Here is a 16,839-nt window from a genome sequence, read left to right as displayed (position 1 = left end):
TTGTCTCCATGAATGCTTCCTTACTGCGCTGGTCACTCGCGTCTGCGTTCTTACTTGCTCCGGCCGCGATGGCTGCCGACGACAAGCCGCAAAACAGTCCCCCCGAAGGTTTCACGGCGCTCTTTAATGGCAAGGACCTGACCAATTGGCAAGGGTTGGTGAAGAATATCAAAGCCCGCAAGACGATGTCTGCTGAAGAAATTGCCAAGGCGCAGATCGACGCCGACAAAATTGCCAATGCGCATTGGAGCGTGAAAAACGGTGTGCTGGAGTTCGATGGAAAAGGCCAGAGCCTGTGCACTGTCAAGGACTACGGCGATTTCGAGCTTTACTGCGATTGGAAGATCAAGCCCAATGGCGATAGCGGCTTGTATTTGCGCGGCACTCCGCAGGTTCAGATTTGGGATCCAGCCGATCCGAATCAACTCAAGCACGGCTGCGACAAAGGCTCCGGCGCTTTGTGGAACAATCAGAAGAACGACCGCTTTCCCAAAGTGAAGGCCGACAATCCGATCGGCGAGTGGAACACCTTCCACATCAAGATGGTCGGCGACAAAGTGACCATTCACCTGAACGGCAAGCTCGTCACCGACACCGTGCTCGAGAACTACTGGGAACGCGATAAGCCCTGCTACGAGCGCGGCCCAATCGAACTGCAGAACCACGGCAATACGCTCTACTTCCGCAACATCTACGTCAAAGAGCTGAACTAGAAGTGTAGGTCACATCCGCCGGATGTGACCTCCGCCGCTTAGCTGACTAGATTCCTGAACTAACGGAAGACCAGTGCGACATTGACTATCAAGGTCACATCGGGCCGATGTGACCTACTTTGCGAGACTCACTTCGAAACCTTTTGATCCAAGTGCCCGCTCTTGCCGATTGCCCGCAAGAGCCGCAGGCCGACGAGCAAACTGAGCGAGCAGCCGCTCAGTCCGAGGATGGAAACGTTCGTCAACCCCAGCCAATAACTGATGAAGGGAATAGTGGGCAGGATTGGCGGCACGTGATGCGCCATCATCAAACTGCTTCCCATAAAGAGTGCGCTGGCCAGCATGCCCAGGACGAGTCGATTCACGCTCGGGCCGAGGCCCCGGTGATCGAGATGCACGTCGAACTTGCCCGTCTGCACCTGCTCCAGAATCTGCATGACTCTCTGCGGGAGCACTTCGGCCAACTGTTCGAGCTCGACGATCAGCCGGCGGAACTTGCGCGCCTGTCGCGCCGGCGAGAGGCGGCGGAATAGCATCCGCTTCTGCATCGGCTGCATCAGTTCCATCAAGCTGAACTTGGCACTTAGCAGCTTCGTCGTTCCTTCGAGCGTGACGAGCACCTTGATGAGCATCGCGACTTGAGTGGGTAAAGTGATCTGGTAGCGGCGAATGATTTCGACCATGTCTGTTAGCGCGCCACTAAGATCGAATTGGTCGAGCGCTTGCGTGGAATAGTGCCCCACAAAGTCGGCGACGTCGTTCGCCAGTCCCGCTTCATCCAAGTTCAGCGGCACCGCCCCGACTCGCTTGATGAGTCGCGTGAGCATCGGCACATCGTGATTGACAATCGATAGCAGCATTTCTTCGATGTCTTCTCGCAGTCGCTCGTCAATGCGCCCAACCATGCCAAAATCGATGAGGGCGATGACATTGCCGGGCAACAACAGGATGTTTCCCGGGTGCGGATCGGCATGATAAAAGCCATGCGTGAAGATCATCTGCAGATAGATCTGCCCACCACGGCGGGCGACTTCTTCACGATCGATCCCCGCACTGTCGATGAGGCCGGTATGGCTCAGCGGCAGACCATCGACCATGTCCATGGTCAACACCCGCTGCGTGCAGAGGTCGGTGAAAGCGCGCGGAATGCAGACGGTGTCGTCGTCGCAAAACAGTGTTGCGAACTGTTGCAGGTTGCGCTCTTCACGACCAAAGTCGAGTTCGCGCCGAAGCGTGCGCCCCATCTCGGCCACGTTGGCTACAGGTCGGTAGGGCTTGAACTCGCTCAGGCTTTCGGCCAATTGAGCCAGTCCAGCAAGGACATCCAAGTCTTCGTTCACAACTTGTTCGATGCCGGCGTGCTGCACTTTCACCACAACTCGTTCGCCGGTGAGCAGCCGCGCTTGATGCACCTGGCCGATGGAGGCCGAAGCGATGGGCGTGAGACTGAATTCCGCGAACAGTTCTTCGAGCGGTTGGCCTAACTCCGTCTCGACTAACTTTCGCACGGTTTCTGGCGGGTCGGCGGGCGTCGACGACTGTAGCAACTGCAGTTCATTGGCCAGTTCTTTTCCCACCAGGTCGGGACGGGTGCTGAGGAGTTGCCCCAGCTTGATGAAGGTGGGACCAAGTTCCGTCAGCGCCAGGCGAATGCGAGCCTCGCGCGTGAGGCGGGCCAGCGAATCCCCATCGCGATCGAGCAGGCGATCCTTGGCAAAGTCGATATTCGTACGACTCAACCAATCGGCCAGTCCATACTTGCTGAGCACGGAAATAATTTCCGTACCACGGCGGACGTTGCGATAGATCTGGGGTATCGACGTAAGTCGCATGGAGGCAGCAGGAGTAAGTAGCAGCAGGCAAAAGTAAGCGCAACCGAAAACAGCTCCCTTCCAGACTAATTACTTGTAAAGGAGCAGGGCAGGGGACTTTCAGTTCCCAGGCAGTTGCGGGCCTTTGCCGATTTCGGTTACAAGGGCTTGCACGAGTGTGAGGCCATCGATCGTTCGCGCTTGCCGTGCCGATCGCGACGCCGCCCATTCCAGGGCCAGAATCAGTGGAATCATTTGCATCGGCTGGTCCGCCAACTGATGCAACGTACGTGTCACGTAGCCCCCCATATTCACATCGCTGGTCACGCGATCGACTCCAATTTGATAGAGATTCGAGCAATCAGCGGCTGGCGAGGTTACATGATATTCGCGGCAGACAAGCGGCCGCTCGGCATACACTCCGCAGCTTTCGTTGACGAGAAACGGACAGGCAATTTGCTGGGAAAAGTAGCGGCGGCCGACATCGGCGACGGCTAAGGCGAACTGATCCGCCACGTCGCTTAAGAATGATCGCGTCCCGGGCTCTTCGGCAGGGTCGAGCATGCCCGCGGATTCCAGTTGCTTGATGCCAGCCGCGAACTTAGCGCGCATCGCCGCTTGCTGCTCGGCAGGAAGCGCCGCCACAACGTCTGCCAACACCTCTGCTTCGGTCAAGGTAATGACGACCAATTGCCGGCAACAAGCGCCGCATCCCGCACGGCAACTGATCGACTTCCCTTCCGCTTCGACTTGTTCGATTGCCAAAGTGGTCAAACGTTCGGCCAATTGCCGAGCAACGGGAAGAATGGCCCGCAAAGGCTGCTCGCCCAATTCAAACTCGACCGGCAGCATGTGCTGCTGGCCGTGAACTTCGAAATGAATGTTGGCTGTTTCAGTGGTCATGGCTGCATTTACTTCTTATTTCACTTTGACACCACTTGCCGGGCACTCCGTCACGGCTTGCCAGGCTAACTCTTGCAACAGCTTCACCAGTTCCGGACTGTAAGCAGCATTCTTGCCTGCTCCGAGGACAGCTGGCGTCGGCAAACCAACGGGGCTCTTCTGATAGGTGGTCGCGTAATGCACATAGCCGACGAGCGCCATCAACGGCGGCTTGGCGTGGCCAATGGCATCGGTGAACAGATCACCCTGCTCTTTCAGGCCAGGAGCTTCTCCCTTCACGATCTTCTCTCGCAAGTTCGCGACCGCCTGACCGACCGGCACAATCACAATCACTTGCTTGCCGAATTTCTTATTCAGCTGATCGACATGCTCGGTGAGGGACACCAGATATTCATTCTGCTGCTTGCGCAGATCTTCAATTTTGATTGCATTGTGGTCGACAGTGGCGACGCGCTTCAGGGCTGGCGGAGTATACGCATCGTAGGGGAGCCAATTCTCTTGCAGCGTGATGCGAATGTTGGGGTTATTCTCGAAGGCGAGAGTCGCGAAATTCTCAATGCCAGGATCGGGCAGGAAAATTGGTGCGATGGTGAGGACATCGACCTTTCCTTCTTTCAGATTGGCTTTCACCTTGAACTTGTCATCGGCCACGTCCCAATGCTGAATGACGCGCGAGCCGCCAATGCCCGACGTGCCCAGGTGCATGTGCTCCTTCACATCGGCTGCTTTGGCAATATCGGTCAAGATCCCCGGCATGAAGACGTGAAAGCTGTGGCCGATCGAAAAGACCTTGGCTCCCTTCACCGTGGCATCAGTCGCAGCGACTTCTTTCTTACTTCTCGCAGCATCTTGTGCCGTTGCGATGGTGAACGAGCAAACCGCAACGAAGAGAACGCAGCCAAACATAAGTCGCAGGGCAGGCTGAACAGGCATGAGAATTGGCTCCAAACAAGAGAGGCGGGAGATCGGTTGGATTCGCTGCAGGGCAAGTTGCAAGGCATTCTGGCAAGTCGGTGATCGGAGTGCAAATGACTTTCTACCGAATCCGTTTTGACTTCTCAGCTGTCACATTGGCGATTCACACGAGGAGCGAGTAAAACTCTACTAACATCTCTTTGAACATCTTCGGGCTGGAACGTTCGCATGTCGCAAGGCAATTACGATCCTCGCTTTCCGCAGCCCAATCCCTTCGCACCGCAAGCAGACGGCTATGGTGGCTATCAGGGTCAACAATATCCGCAGCAAAACTACACCGGACAGAACTTTCCCAGTCAGAGCTATCCGCCACAGCGCCCCAAACACGCCGGCAGTGGATTGAAGACGCTACTGATTATTCTGGGAGTGATTGGCAGTTTGCTTGGGCTGATGTTCGTGTCGTGTTGCGGTGGCCTCGTTTACCTGGCTCAGCCCCAAAAGCCTTCCTCGGCAGCGTCTCAACTTTTCGATCTTTCGCTGGTACCCATCCCCACGCTGCTCACTCTGCCGCCCCCCAAGAAGAAGTTTCATGTCCATCCCAAGCCCAAGACGATTGGCACACGCATCGTTATTGACACCTTCAGGAAACGTAGCTTTGCCATTCCCAATCCGTTTCAGGGCGAGGCCAACTTCAGTGCCGTTTCCGTTGGCGAGAATAGCTCGACGCCTGGCCACAGCGGAAAAATCTGCGTCTATCTGCCGCTCGGCGAACATGCGCCGAGAACCTTGCCTGCCGTGCTGATTACCGTGGCTGGGACTAACCTGCTGCAAGGTGCTAACTTCGGACCGATTGAGGATATTTCAGCTGGTGCCGAACACCTCCCTTACGTTCAGGCGGGGTTCGCAGTCGTCGTCTATGAAATGGATGGCGGAGCGGAAGTGAAGTCAGACGAACAACTCACCGTAGCCTACAACCAATTCAAAGCCTCGTGCGCGGGCATGGTGAATGCGAGGAACGCCTTTGAATACATCCTCGCTAGGATCCCCCAAATCAATCCACAGCAGATTTACACGGCGGGACATAGTTCCGCGGGTGCAGCCGCGCTCCTGTTTGCCGCGCACGAACCGCGCGTGGCAGGTTGCGTCGCCTATGCCCCTTGTGCCGATGTCGCTGGCTTTCATCCCTACGGGACGATTTTGAGAATGAAGCCGAAGTTCCCGGGTCTTATCGACTTTCTGCATCAAAGCTCGCCCACGACGCACGCCGAGCGAATTCATTGCCCCGTGCTGCTCTTCTCGGCCGAAGACGATTCCGTCGTCGACGTGCAAAAGACCCGTGACTTCGCGGCCTTGCTGCAAAAGACCAATGCCCAAGTCACGGTCTATACGGTCGAAGAAGGAGATCACTACGATGCAATGATCGAAGAGGGCATCCCCGCCGGGATTGAGTGGATCAAGCAGCGAGCGGGAAGATAGCAGCAAACCACCGCATCGTCGCGTCCAAGAAACGCCAAACGGCGAGCAGTTGAGTGCTCGCCGTCAGGACGGCCAATCGCTCCCGCGAAATCGGAGAATTCGCTAGTGGGAGGCTTACATTTCTTCGTTCATCAGTCTTTGTTCGTCGCTCTTCGTAGCGTGGACTTTAACCCACGTTGATCGTCCAAGAGTGTGGGCCGAAGCCCACACTACATCGGAGTGAACCTGGCACTACGGGATGATGTAGATGCCACCGACCACAAACCCGGCCTGAGCCATCGCAGCCCGTGGGCTGAAAGGGAAGGGAGGGATTTGGTAAGGAGCACAGCTGCCCGGGCGATAGTAACCCAAGGCGTATTCGCATTCCCAAGGAGCGTCGAGAGCCATCTGGTAAGGCAACAACAGGAAGCTGCCAAAGAAGTGGGCTCCGTCGATCCAAGGTTGGCGGAACGGTCCAGCCGAGTGGCCATAACGTTCGTGCTGCACTTGTTCGAAGTACAGCGGCTTGTGGCACAGGGCCGAAGCATGCCAGTTGAGCGTCGACGGCATCCAGCCACGGCTGTAGTTGTCGATCTGTTGATTGCTGGCGATCGCGCACTCGGCCGGCAACTTCCACCAACCACTGATGAAGCACAAGTCGTCTTCGCTCAGGTCGGTCAGCGGCACGCGGGCCACCACTTCGCCAGCTTCATTGCCGATGATTGCCCGGCCACGTTGCAGGTCCAGCAGTTGTCCCTTGGCCAGCGGTTCATAGTTTTCACGTTCTTCGAACCGCACGCGACGGTCGTGCCACTCGCGGGTTCCGCTGAGGACCATGCGCGCTTCGCGCTGTTGTTGATCTTCTTGCAGGTCCTTGTCGGGCATGAAGCGCGGGGTAATGTCGAGCGAAATCGTATTCAACCGATCGCGCAACAAGCCGTTAACAAAGCTGCGGCAATTGCTGTCGGCATCGCAACAGTTGAGTTCGTCGTAGGTCCGCTTTTCGCAAGGCTGCCCTTCGACCATTTGTGGCCGGGCGCCATACGGCACCGCGCGATTCAGCGGAGCAGGGTTGCTTCTGTCAGCTTCGGGCGCGAGTTGATTCGGATTGAACGCCGGCGGCGTCAACGGTTGCGGAGCTTCCTGGGGTACGATGCCGGGATCGGTCATCGGCCGCAGATTGTTCGGGTCTGGAGTTGGAGCCGGTGCGGGCGAAGGGACAGGTTGAAACGGACTGAAGCCCGGTGTTGGTCCAGCAGGATTCGCACTTGGCGCGTTCGGGTTCGCGCCTGGGGCGTTCGGATTGCCCGTGCCACCTAAGCCACCGCTGCCCGGTGGCTGCAAGAAGCCTGGTTGGCTCACTGTCTGCTCGGCACCTTGCAGCTGCAAAGCCGACGCCTTGCGAGTGGCGTGGCGATCGTTGAAGGGATCGCGAAATGGATCGACGGCCGTAGAGTGTTGCACCGGCGTCACGTACGAATCGATCCGCATCTTGTTCCAGGCACCGGCGGGAGCACCAGCAGGCTGCGCTTCGCTCGTGTGACTGGCTTGTACGACTCCGCTGCCAATGGCACTTCTGGTGATCGGACCAGTGCCGGCCGCATGTTGGGTTTGGTTCAGACTGGCGATTGGCCGAGCTTTCCAGCGAAGCGGCGCTTCAGCGCTGCCTTCCACCCGCAGTGGCTTGGCATCTGCGGAAATCGGTGCTTGATAATTGTCTTGAGCAACTAGCAGCTCGGGCAGCAAGGCGAAGAAGCTTCCCGCGGCCAGCGCGCAGCTGGCCAGCAGGAGACTAGTCCGTCTCTTTGCCGGACGAATAGTCCGGGCTGTAGTTGGGTGCTTCCTGCGTGATGGCAATATCATGGGGGTGACTTTCTCGTACGCTCGCCGCCGAGACCTGGATGAACCGCGCTTCCGTTCGCAATTCTTCAATCGTCTTCGTTCCGCAATATCCCATGCCGGCCCGCAGCCCGCCGACAATCTGATACACGAAGTCGCTGAGCGCTCCCTTAAATGGAACGCGTCCTTCGACTCCTTCGGGCACCAGCTTGCCGGTGCCACCGTTGGCACCAGACTGGCGATATCGCTCGCTCGAACCCTTCACCATCGCGCCCATCGAACCCATGCCTCGATAGGCCTTAAAGGTTCGTCCTTGGAACAGGATGGTCTTGCCCGGACTTTCGGCCAGGCCTGCAAACAATCCGCCGATCATCGCTACGTGAGCACCGGCGGCAATCGCTTTCGTGATGTCTCCGGAGAAGCGAATTCCACCATCGGCGATGATGGGAGTTCCGCTGCTCTTGGCAACTTGGGCTGCTTCCATAATGGCCGTAATCTGCGGAACGCCCACTCCGCTGATCACGCGCGTCGTGCAGATCGATCCCGGTCCGATGCCCACCTTCACGGCGTCAGCACCAGCGGCGATCAAGTCTCTGCAGCCTTCGCGGGTTGCCACGTTCCCCGCGACGACATCAATGTCCCAACGCTTCTTAATTTCCTTAACCGACTCGATCACATTCAGGCTATGCCCGTGAGCACTGTCGACCACTAGCACATCGACGCCTGCTTGAATCAGGGTCTGAGCACGTTCGAAGTCGAACACTCCCACCGCAGCACCCACCCGCAGTCTTCCCAGTTTGTCTTTGCAGGCATTTGGGAAGCGCTTCATCATGTCGATGTCGCGAATGGTAATCATGCCGGTTAGGCAATATGTATCGTCAACCAGCAGCAGCTTCTCGACCTTTTTTGCCGTTAAAATCTGCTCAGCTTCCTCAAGCGTTACGGTCCCCTTTGCTGTCACCAGATTAGTGGCGGTCATTACCTCGCTAATGGGCTGCTCGCGATTCTCCAAAAACCGCAGATCCCGCCGAGTCAAAATTCCCACCAGCTTGCCCCGTTCATCTGTAATGGGGAAACCGCTGACGTTCTTCTGCTTCATCAACTCCTGAGCCTGGCTGACCGGAGCTTCGGGCCTCAGCGTGACGGGGTCGAGAATGATGCCGTTGGCCGAGCGTTTGACCTTGATGACTTCTTCTTGTTGCTGTTCGATCGACAGATTCTTATGAATGATGCCGAGGCCGCCCTCTTTGGCGAGGGCGATGGCCATCTGATGCTCGGTGACGGTGTCCATCGGCGAGCTAAGGAGGGGAATATGGAGCGTGATCCGCTTGGTGAGCATCGTCGAGACGTTGACATCGGCAGGCACGGCGTCGCTGTAGCGTGGCTCCAGCAGCACATCGTCAAAAGTAATGCCCATCCGTCCGATGCGGTCGTCCATCGCGATTCCCCTCCCTCAAACTGACTGCCGACCGGTGCTGTCAACGACATCGCCAGTTGGGCAGTCCTGCGAAAATAGTAAACCCCGAATTATGCCGCGCTTTGCCCGCCCTCACAACCGCCTCCCCATTCCACGACCCGGTTTCCCACCCCCGTAGACAAGACATTCCATGACTCGATTCTTCTCAGTCACGGAGTGACTGAGCTACGGGTTCAGTCACTCTGTGATTGAACTACAAACTGAACTACACGCCTTACCGCTCCTGCCCTTAACCACCTTTCCGCACCCATTTCCAGTTTCCAGATTTCCTCGCCCGATCCCGCCTCCGACTACCCAGGAAATTTCCGTTATTCCAATTTCCTCTGATCGCCAAACTCGCCACCGCGATGCATGTAACCACCCACAAATCAACCACTTCCGAAGCTATTCGAAATCACTTATTCAGAATCTAGGCAATTTCCTGTTTCCAAAATGAATGAATGATTTCGCCCCGCAACCAACCAAGAAATTTCCTGTTTCCACTTGCGAATTCAACCTCGCAAGGGGAAATTCGCCACCCTCCACCGACCGACCTCTCACTCTCCAATTTATTTCCAGTTTCCACTACGAAACCACTTCTTCACTCGCACCGAACACTTCTCCCTTCCGCACCCATAACCTCCGCGCGCACAATCCCCCTTCACTCGATGCGCGGGCTTTGACACGTTTGGTCACGGTCGCGTTCAATTTACAAAAACACCAGTTCGCAACACTTACTTTACACATACTCACGACTACCGCATAATTGCGGTAGTCAAAGTCAGTAAGTTGATTGCTTCACGCCCAAGCTGCTACCAGCCAACTCGTAAGTTCGTCAAACCTCCGCGCGCACCGCTCCCGACCTTCGACAAACGTCCAATACATTTTTACAGCACTTCATTGACACGTTTGGTCACTAGATTCTCAAGAATCGCGACTACGGTTTACGGCAGAGTGCCACTCACTCAGAATTGGCGTCCAGCGCTTCACAGGTCCCAAACGCAGCTTGCCACGTGCAAGTTATTACATGAGCCTTGATCACGACTTTCTGCTGCTCGATTGCGAAGTCGACGGTGAACCATCGGCAACAGGCCATTGTTTCTTTCATGATCCGCGGGCGATCCATTTGCACGATGATCTCGTCCGCTATCTGAGCGACACTCTGGCCTGGATCCCGACGTTCAATCCTGCTCTGCAATCGCGGCAGGTTGGTCTCAACATGTGGGGAATGACGATCATCGAGTACGAGGGAGCCGAAATCGCAGAACGAGTGTTTGGCGCCTGGTCAAAACTTTTCGCCTGCGGGCCATCAACACTGCAACTTACGGGTTGCTTTGGCTGGGGCCCCGAACAAAATGCGCCAATGAATCCTGAAGCCAAATTAACAGCCGTTTATGACTCGCTGCAGTTGGAAGGAGGTTACGAGCCACTCCACCTGGCTCGCGATCCCATCGTCAGCGTCTTGCAACAACTGGCCAACTACGCCGCGCAAGTTCGCGCGGCCAATGGTCGGCTCTATATCTACCACTTCGGGGTCTAACCTTCGCTGGAACTGCGGGCAGATTACGACCGCCTCCGCGGCTTTGCGACCTGTTACTCGCAGGGCTATACTGACGCAACGTCAACCCACTCGTCTTTTTCAGGGCAATCTTTTCGCGGAGCATGGCCATGAACCATCGACTCTTACTTCTCACCATGCTTTGTGGATTGCTTACTATCTCAGCGCGAACCATGGCGGACGAGGCCACCAGTTCAAAGCCAGCTACCAAACCGATTGCAGGGCCCTTTGTGCATGTGGCCCTCTACACCTTCAAAGCCGATGCTCCCATGGGGACAGTAGCTGCGTTCGTGGCCGAGGCCGAAAAGTGCTTTGGCGAAATCGAATCGGTTCGCACGTTTCGCATCGGCAAACCGGCCACTAAGGCTACGCCGCGAGAATACATGATCGACCCGAAAAATGCCTACCACGTGGGCATCGTGCTTACGTTCGACAACTTCGATGGCATGGCCGAGTACGGCAACGACCAACGGCACAACGAGCTAAAGAAAAAGTACGCGAAGTATTTCGAGAAGATCGTTGCCTACGACTTTGAGTAAAGCCGCAGACGGAATCGCACACCACTTGGCCGAGCACGTGGCTAAGCTAGAGAACAATCAAACAGGCTTACGAGGCAGCCTTGCCAGGCAAGGTGAACACGAACACCGTGCCCGCTGTTTGTCCGCTGGAGACGTTGATGTTCCCCTCGTGCGCTTCAATAAAAGTCTTCACGATCGCCAGTCCGAGACCAAGTCCGCCCACATTGTGCGGATCGGTTTCGCCTTTTTCGAAGACTTTGTCGATTAGCTCTGGCGGAATGCCCGTGCCATTGTCGGTCACAGAGCATTCGATGGATTTACCATCCGTCGCCTCGCGCGCATCGATGACAATCTGGCCGCGGGGAGTGTACTTGATGGCGTTGGCAATGAGATTTTGAAAGACTCGCCGGAGGAGGCCAGCATCCGCGTAGACGACAAGGTCGCCGGGAATCTTGTTCACCAGCTTCGTACTAGAAGTGCCAGCAACTGGATGCAGGTCGTGAATCAGGCCTTCTACCAGCGGCCATAGATCGAACTCTCTCCGTTCGAGCTTAACCCCCAACTCGGTCTGAAGATTGGCGTTCTCCTCCAGGATCTTGTCGACCATCCCTTCCAGCTGTTTGACACTTCGGCGCAAGGCCTTGAGGACCTGGACTGATTCTTCACTGGCCTCCTGTCCTGACTGCGACACCTCTAAAATTCGTCCGGCTAGTGAGATGGCATTGAGCGGCGTGCGCAGATCGTGGGCGACAAAGGCCAGATATTCTTCACGGCGTTTCAAAACCTCCGCCGCTCGTTCGGTGGAATAGGTCTGCAGGGCAACCCCAATCGCCTGATCCAGCACGCGGTTGATAATGCGGAACGGAATGCCTTGCAGGTTCAGCCCGTTCTCTTCAGCCACATCGTGGATGCAGCAGCGCAAAATGTTGTACTCGGCCACTACCTCTTCGATGTCAAACGCATCTTGAACACGCTGCAGTCCATGCGCGAAGGCACTCCCGTCGCGGAGTGCTTCGGCAATCGATTGATCCGACGAGGCACGAAACGATTTGCAGATCTCTTGGAGGAGAAGCGGCATGTGATCATTCAGTGTCGGGACATCCAATGTCTCTGCCGAGGGAAGCTGCCGCACCTGGTGTCGCCACTTGGACAGCAAGTCTTCGCTCTGCAGTTCGATCAAATCGGCAAGTTTTTTCAAATCGTTGATTGTGTTGTCCCTTTGGACGCTGCGAAAATGCGGGGCGAAGCCTGGCCGCACAACCTCAATGGAACCGCGGCCGATCATCCAACGGCCAAATTTCCGGAAAATCAGTGTACCACACTGCACTGACGCACCCGGCACGTTTTGCGTGGACAGCCGTTAAACTGCTAGTTGTTTATTTCGCAGTTTGCCCGCGCAATTGCGAGCTTTGATCCAAATCCGGAAGCTCGACACAGGTCGTGGACCAACTACTACAAGGGCTTGTCGCCTTATCCCATTTCTCGTTGCCAGCAACTAGAATGGCCCGAAGCTCCGCTGACTGGCTGGCGGATGTCGTCGATCTTCTCTTCGTGGACACGCTATGAATATCAGTGCAATTGCCGGGGTCGTCGACAAAGCTTGCTACTTGCTGCTGACCCTCAACTTTTTCTGGGGGCTGTACTGCGTCATCATCGCCTTCCGCCGCCTGTCGCAACTGGCCTTTAAAAATCGGCAGCAGTTGAACGAGTTCACCGACGAGGTCATGAATAAGTTGCGCGACAAACAGTACGACGCTGCTGCCGAAATGTGCGATGGCGACGTCCGCGCGTTTCCTCAGCTGGCTCATGCGGCCATCGTCAGTCGCTCTTACGGTTTTGAACCGCAGCGGCAAATTGTCACCGAGATGCTGACCCAAGACATTCTGGCTGAATTCGAATTCCGCACGGGTTGGATCGCAGTGACCATCAAGAGCGGTCCGCTGTTGGGATTGTTCGGCACGGTGATGGGGATGATGGCGGCGTTCAGCACCATCGGCTCTGGAGCCAAGGTCGAACCGCACGACATTGCCCGCGATATCTCCATCGCCCTCATTTGCACGGCCCTGGGGCTGCTCACCGCCATTCCGTTTAACTTCTTGCTGGCCTCGATCAACAATCGGCTGAAGAAATTGCAGGACGGAGTGTCGTCGAGCATGTTGCGAGTGCTCGAACATTTCAAGCATCAGCGCGTCCGTGCCGCCTGATCTTCACTTAGCGAGTTGCGACCCAGTGGCCCGGTTGAATTGAGCGCGAAATGAGTGGTTCGAATTTATCGTCGGGGCCTTTTAGTGCGGGACTGCTGTCTTCGCAAAAAAAGCACGACGATGCTGAATTCGACATCACCGCCATGATCGACCTGGTGTTCATGATGAACATCTATTTCATGGTGACGTTCATCACCACTGCCATGGGAGATATCGCCAATCTACCCCAGGCCGTGCATGCCGCGCCCTTGAACATGGATGAAGCCATTCAGATCACCGTGCTCGAGAGCCCCGACCCCAACTTTGTAACCGTGGAGTTGGAATCGGCAGGAGGCGAAGCTATTCGCGATCCCGTGGCCCAGGAAGCAGCCATCGCCAAGGCCGTGGAAGTGGCTGTTTCGCAAAACAAGAAAAAGGTCTTGCTCCGCGCGCAACAGGGAATTCGCCTGCGCGAGATTCACCGCCTGGCGACTGCTGCCAGCGCGGAAGGGGTCACGCTGCACATTGCCGTGATGGAATCGCAGGAGACGGCCGAATGAGCGTCATCGTCTTTCACTGCCCCGCGTGCAATCGCGAAATCAAAACCACCGACAAGTTTGCCGGCCGCCGTGCCCGCTGTCCGCAATGTGCTGCCGCGGTCACCGTGCCCAATGCGCCCGGCACTGCTGACACTACGCTGGCCGAGTCATCGCTGCTGCCACCTGTGCCCGCTCCTCTAGGCACGGCCGGTTCAACTTCACCAGCAGCGGCCGTAGATCGCCCACAGTGGAAAGGAACGCCACCCCCGGCAATCGTCCCCACCGCCGAGCACGATTCGCACGATGATGATTACTACGACGATGACGAGGAAATGGCGCCCTTGGTTTCATCGAAGAGTGCGCAGCACGAAGATTTGATCGACATGACCGCGATGGTCGATATCGTGTTTTTCTTGTTGATCTTTTTTCTCACGACTTCGCTCACCTCCCTGCAAGCTGTGATGGACTTGCCGACGCCCCAATCAGCGACCGAAAAACGCGGCTCGCGTTCGATTGGCGAAATTCAAACCGACAGCGAAACTCTGATCGTCAAGATTCAGGACGACAATTCGATCCTGGTCGATGACGAAGAAGTCTATAGCGATCACGACCTGCGAACCAAGATTCGCACTGCGGTTAGCAGCGCCGGAGGAACGCCTCTTTCGCTGGTCGTCATTGGCAATGCCGATGCCAACCACGGCACCGCAGTCCGCGTCTTCGATGCTGGCGCAGCTGCGGGCGTGGGGAGCATCAGCCTGCTCGTGCAAGACGATACCGACGCCGACTGAAGCTGCGTTTTCGTACGTTTTTGGCCCGAGCGACGCAGCTCTTGCCAAGAGTTGCCCAGGTGCTGCGAATACACGGTGACTGCTCATGGTCGTGGCCCTGCCTCTCGCACCAACTCTGAGATCTGCGATGTTGAACCGCTTGAAACAGTTTTCGTTCTTTGCCAATTTCCTGTTGCTACTCATCACCCTGACCGGTTGCCTAAAAACATCGGCCAACGGCGTCTCCACTGGCGCGGTTACTTGGGTGACAACCACTGCGGACCCAGTCCCTGGCATTCACGAAGGAACCGTCAATGTGGTGACGCTCAAGCATGGTCCGCCGCAGGGAGTGAAGCTTGTTTTCTGGGGCGATCGGTCAAGCGGCAAAAGTCATGGCTCGGGTAGTGCAACCGGAGCGTCTGCCGAAGGGGAACTGCTTGAGGCGGGGCAGCCTCTGGCGAAGTTTCGCTGCGAAACAAAGAACGGTACCGATGCGACAATCACCATTGAAGGCCAGACATTCGACTCAAAAGATGGTTCGCTGTTCTTGATCTCAACGCAGGATGACAAACCACAAGTCAAGCAATTGAAGATCGACGTCAACAAGTTCCCGACTCAAACTCAACAGATTCAGCAATACCCCGAAGATCATCCCGAAGTGAAGGAGTTCTTCACGGCGGCACACAGGCAAGCTGCCGCCAATCCGCCCGAGCATAGATAGGGGAGAGTTTCAGTCAGGCTTAAAACAGCTCGTGAATCGGCTCGCCGCAGGGCAGCACCGTCATTGGGCGGCCGAAGTGATTGAGGTAGCTGGCCTTGGTGTTCACACCAAGGTGGCGATAGAGCGTGGCGAGCACGTCCTGCGCGATCTTTGGGTTGTCCTTGGGAATCGCAGCCTCTTTGTCAGACGAACCCACAATGCGGCCCCCCTGGATGCCGCCCCCAGCCATCGCCACGCTGAAGACGCGTGCCCAGTGATCGCGCCCAGCCGTCGCATTCACGCGCGGCGTGCGACCCATTTCGCCCCAGGCCAGGACCATCGTCTTTTCAAGCAGGCCGTGCCGCTCGAGGTCTTCAAGCAGCGCGGTGTAGGCCATGTCCCACGGCGGCAGAAAGCCGTTCTTGAGCGCCCAGAAATTGTCGTCGTGCGTATCCCACCAACGGCAGTCGACGGTTACCAGTCGCACGCCAGCCTGCACCAAGCGCCGCGCGAGTAACAACCGCTGGGGCCAATTTGGCCGATCGCCACCGGCTCGCATTCGCGGCGTGTACGATTCGGGAAAGCCATACCGCTCGCGCACCGCGCGGGGCTCGCTCTCCAGGTCGAAGGCTTCGCGCGCTTTAGGGCCGGTCACAATTTCCCAAGCTTGTTGATTGAACGTATCGAGCGCGGCCATCTGCCCCGACTGATCGACCGAGCGACGGATCTGATCGAGGCTCGAAACCAATTGCCGCCGCGACTCGATCCGATCGACCGACAGCCCGCCACTCAAATCGAGATTCGGCACGCTGAAGGGCGTTTCCAGATTCCCCGGATCGGCCTGCGTCTCAAACGGTTTGCAATTCGCGCCCAAATAAGAAGCGTCGGTCCCGGGGACCATCTTCGGGATCATTACATAGGCGGGAATCTCTGGCGAAAATCCCTGCAGTTGTCGCTTCGCCACCGAGCCCACACTCGGGCTGATGTTGCTGCTGGGATCTTTGGCCGCGGGATAGCCGGTGAAGCAAACCTGGTCACCCGAACTGTGATCGGTCAGGCCATCTTCCGCGCGAAAGTGCATGCTGCGGATGATCGACCACTTGTCCATCATCTTCGCTGACAGCGGCAAGTGCTCGCCCAGGCGAATGCCGGGAACCTTGGTTTCAATTGTGCCGAACTCGCCCCGAATTTCGGCCGGCGCATCGGGCTTGGGATCCCACAACTCCAGCTGACTCGGCCCGCCCCGCATCCACAGAATGATGACCGAAGTATCTTTCTTCGAGGCCGTGCCCGCTTCACTGGCCTGCGAATCGGCGGCCAACAATTGCCCCAACGTCAGCCCGCTCGCCCCGAGCGCGCCCAACCGCAACAGCCCACGGCGGTTCAACTCGAGCGTCTTCCGAAATTCAGCACAGCCAGGGATGCGGTCCATCGGGCAAAATTCCAGGCGGGAAGCGGGGCAGGGGGGAACTGCTTTTATCT

15 protein-coding genes are annotated in these 16,839 nt (G+C 56.9%); 8 read left to right on the top strand and 7 right to left on the bottom strand.

Annotation, left to right across the window (positions count from 1 at the left end):
- Positions 1–8: 8 nt before the first annotated feature.
- Complete coding sequence (locus tag ETAA8_RS12860) at positions 9–713, top strand: 3-keto-disaccharide hydrolase (protein ID WP_145088544.1); 705 nt, start codon at positions 9–11, stop codon at positions 711–713.
- Positions 714–841: 128 nt separating this feature from the next.
- Here the strand turns inward: ETAA8_RS12860 and ETAA8_RS12855 are convergent, their stop codons facing one another.
- The 3 genes from ETAA8_RS12855 to ETAA8_RS12845 form a co-directional block, all read right to left on the bottom strand.
- Positions 842–2,545 carry an ABC1 kinase family protein gene (locus tag ETAA8_RS12855; protein WP_145088542.1) on the bottom strand — a complete coding sequence of 568 codons (1,704 nt, stop codon included), beginning with the start codon at positions 2,543–2,545 and terminating at the stop codon, positions 842–844.
- A gap of 99 nt (positions 2,546–2,644) precedes the next feature.
- Positions 2,645–3,427, bottom strand: coding sequence for a YkgJ family cysteine cluster protein (locus tag ETAA8_RS12850; protein ID WP_145088540.1), 783 nt, complete (start codon positions 3,425–3,427; stop codon positions 2,645–2,647).
- 15 nt (positions 3,428–3,442) lie between these two features.
- On the bottom strand, positions 3,443–4,360 hold the full coding sequence (locus ETAA8_RS12845; protein WP_145088538.1) for a hypothetical protein: 918 nt from the start codon (positions 4,358–4,360) through the stop codon (positions 3,443–3,445).
- 210 nt (positions 4,361–4,570) lie between these two features.
- On the opposite strand from ETAA8_RS12845, the gene ETAA8_RS12840 reads away from it, so the two are divergent.
- Positions 4,571–5,818 (top strand): alpha/beta hydrolase family protein, encoded by a 1,248-nt coding sequence (locus tag ETAA8_RS12840; protein ID WP_145088536.1) that lies wholly within the window; start codon positions 4,571–4,573, stop codon positions 5,816–5,818.
- 231 nt (positions 5,819–6,049) lie between these two features.
- Here the strand turns inward: ETAA8_RS12840 and ETAA8_RS12835 are convergent, their stop codons facing one another.
- Together ETAA8_RS12835 and guaB are read right to left on the bottom strand one after the other, a co-directional pair.
- A complete protein-coding gene (locus ETAA8_RS12835) occupies positions 6,050–7,543 on the bottom strand; it encodes a hypothetical protein (protein ID WP_145088534.1) in 1,494 nt (497 codons plus the stop codon).
- 46 nt (positions 7,544–7,589) lie between these two features.
- Positions 7,590–9,074 (bottom strand): IMP dehydrogenase, encoded by a 1,485-nt coding sequence (gene guaB, locus ETAA8_RS12830; RefSeq protein WP_145088532.1) that lies wholly within the window; start codon positions 9,072–9,074, stop codon positions 7,590–7,592.
- Positions 9,075–10,119: 1,045 nt separating this feature from the next.
- Between guaB and ETAA8_RS12825 the strand changes: the two genes are divergently transcribed.
- On the top strand, positions 10,120–10,632 hold the full coding sequence (locus ETAA8_RS12825; protein WP_145088530.1) for a hypothetical protein: 513 nt from the start codon (positions 10,120–10,122) through the stop codon (positions 10,630–10,632).
- Between the two features lie 128 nt (positions 10,633–10,760).
- Entirely contained in the window at positions 10,761–11,189 is a 429-nt protein-coding gene (locus tag ETAA8_RS12820; protein ID WP_202921798.1) for a Dabb family protein, read from the top strand.
- A 67-nt stretch (positions 11,190–11,256) separates the two neighbouring features.
- Here the strand turns inward: ETAA8_RS12820 and ETAA8_RS12815 are convergent, their stop codons facing one another.
- Positions 11,257–12,246 carry a sensor histidine kinase gene (locus tag ETAA8_RS12815; RefSeq protein ID WP_202921797.1) on the bottom strand — a complete coding sequence of 330 codons (990 nt, stop codon included), beginning with the start codon at positions 12,244–12,246 and terminating at the stop codon, positions 11,257–11,259.
- 484 nt (positions 12,247–12,730) lie between these two features.
- On the opposite strand from ETAA8_RS12815, the gene ETAA8_RS12810 reads away from it, so the two are divergent.
- From ETAA8_RS12810 to ETAA8_RS12795, 4 genes are all read left to right on the top strand, one after another.
- Positions 12,731–13,372 (top strand): MotA/TolQ/ExbB proton channel family protein, encoded by a 642-nt coding sequence (locus tag ETAA8_RS12810; RefSeq protein WP_145088523.1) that lies wholly within the window; start codon positions 12,731–12,733, stop codon positions 13,370–13,372.
- A gap of 50 nt (positions 13,373–13,422) precedes the next feature.
- Complete coding sequence (locus ETAA8_RS12805) at positions 13,423–13,911, top strand: ExbD/TolR family protein (RefSeq protein WP_145088521.1); 489 nt, start codon at positions 13,423–13,425, stop codon at positions 13,909–13,911.
- On the top strand, positions 13,908–14,678 hold the full coding sequence (locus ETAA8_RS12800; RefSeq protein ID WP_145088519.1) for an ExbD/TolR family protein: 771 nt from the start codon (positions 13,908–13,910) through the stop codon (positions 14,676–14,678). Before ETAA8_RS12805 ends, ETAA8_RS12800 begins: the two co-directional genes overlap by 4 nt.
- 127 nt (positions 14,679–14,805) lie before the next feature.
- Positions 14,806–15,378, top strand: a complete 573-nt coding sequence (locus ETAA8_RS12795; RefSeq protein ID WP_145088517.1) for a hypothetical protein — start codon at positions 14,806–14,808, stop codon at positions 15,376–15,378.
- Positions 15,379–15,397: 19 nt separating this feature from the next.
- On the opposite strand, the gene ETAA8_RS12790 is transcribed toward ETAA8_RS12795, so the two are convergent.
- Positions 15,398–16,789 carry a DUF1501 domain-containing protein gene (locus tag ETAA8_RS12790; protein ID WP_145088515.1) on the bottom strand — a complete coding sequence of 464 codons (1,392 nt, stop codon included), beginning with the start codon at positions 16,787–16,789 and terminating at the stop codon, positions 15,398–15,400.
- Positions 16,790–16,839 lie beyond the last annotated feature (50 nt).

This window comes from Anatilimnocola aggregata, assembly GCF_007747655.1.
Lineage (GTDB): Bacteria > Planctomycetota > Planctomycetia > Pirellulales > Pirellulaceae > Anatilimnocola > Anatilimnocola aggregata.
Note: the sequence above shows the minus strand (reverse complement) of the source record. Positions and strands in the feature narration are given on the sequence as shown.

Coding starts and splice junctions, on each gene's coding strand:
- ETAA8_RS12860 (WP_145088544.1), top strand. CDS start 9: ATGAATGCTTCCTTACTGCGCTGGTCACTCGCGTCTGCGTTCTTACTT.
- ETAA8_RS12855 (WP_145088542.1), bottom strand. CDS start 2,545: ATGCGACTTACGTCGATACCCCAGATCTATCGCAACGTCCGCCGTGGT.
- ETAA8_RS12850 (WP_145088540.1), bottom strand. CDS start 3,427: ATGACCACTGAAACAGCCAACATTCATTTCGAAGTTCACGGCCAGCAG.
- ETAA8_RS12845 (WP_145088538.1), bottom strand. CDS start 4,360: ATGCCTGTTCAGCCTGCCCTGCGACTTATGTTTGGCTGCGTTCTCTTC.
- ETAA8_RS12840 (WP_145088536.1), top strand. CDS start 4,571: ATGTCGCAAGGCAATTACGATCCTCGCTTTCCGCAGCCCAATCCCTTC.
- guaB (WP_145088532.1), bottom strand. CDS start 9,074: ATGGACGACCGCATCGGACGGATGGGCATTACTTTTGACGATGTGCTG.
- ETAA8_RS12825 (WP_145088530.1), top strand. CDS start 10,120: ATGAGCCTTGATCACGACTTTCTGCTGCTCGATTGCGAAGTCGACGGT.
- ETAA8_RS12820 (WP_202921798.1), top strand. CDS start 10,761: ATGAACCATCGACTCTTACTTCTCACCATGCTTTGTGGATTGCTTACT.
- ETAA8_RS12815 (WP_202921797.1), bottom strand. CDS start 12,246: ATGCCGCTTCTCCTCCAAGAGATCTGCAAATCGTTTCGTGCCTCGTCG.
- ETAA8_RS12810 (WP_145088523.1), top strand. CDS start 12,731: ATGAATATCAGTGCAATTGCCGGGGTCGTCGACAAAGCTTGCTACTTG.
- ETAA8_RS12805 (WP_145088521.1), top strand. CDS start 13,423: ATGAGTGGTTCGAATTTATCGTCGGGGCCTTTTAGTGCGGGACTGCTG.
- ETAA8_RS12800 (WP_145088519.1), top strand. CDS start 13,908: ATGAGCGTCATCGTCTTTCACTGCCCCGCGTGCAATCGCGAAATCAAA.
- ETAA8_RS12795 (WP_145088517.1), top strand. CDS start 14,806: ATGTTGAACCGCTTGAAACAGTTTTCGTTCTTTGCCAATTTCCTGTTG.
- ETAA8_RS12790 (WP_145088515.1), bottom strand. CDS start 16,789: ATGGACCGCATCCCTGGCTGTGCTGAATTTCGGAAGACGCTCGAGTTG.